General features: G+C 61.7%; 1 protein-coding gene. It reads right to left on the bottom strand.

Annotated features, from left to right (window positions below; genetic code table 11):
• Nucleotides 1-6: 6 nt before the first annotated feature.
• Nucleotides 7-300 (bottom strand): transporter substrate-binding domain-containing protein (locus EN786_RS37050; RefSeq protein WP_135910182.1); only part of this gene is annotated, 294 nt, incomplete at its 5' end.

Here is a 300-nt window from a genome sequence, read left to right as displayed (position 1 = left end):
GGTGGATCAGCTCTTCGGCGGCTCGGTGCCGAACCACTTCTTGTAGATGGCCTCGTAGGTGCCGTCGCCCTTCAGCTTGGCGATCGAAGCATTGACCTTGGCGACGAGTTCACTGCCCTTCGGGAAGGCGATGCCATATTGCTGCGCCATCATCTGCGGGCCGACCGTCTTCACTTTCCCTTGGCCGTTGGTCTTGATGTAATAGAGCACGTTCGGCGTGTCATGCATGGCGGCGTCGGCGCGGCCGGTCGCGACCTCGAGATAGGCGTTGTCGCTGTTCGGGAACAGGCGCAGCTCCGT

The sequence above is a fragment of the Mesorhizobium sp. M4B.F.Ca.ET.143.01.1.1 genome, from assembly GCF_004792275.1.
Classification (GTDB): Bacteria; Pseudomonadota; Alphaproteobacteria; order Rhizobiales; family Rhizobiaceae; genus Mesorhizobium; species Mesorhizobium abyssinicae.
The sequence above is the reverse complement of the archived record's forward strand: the minus strand, read 5'-3'. Positions and strand labels throughout refer to the sequence as shown.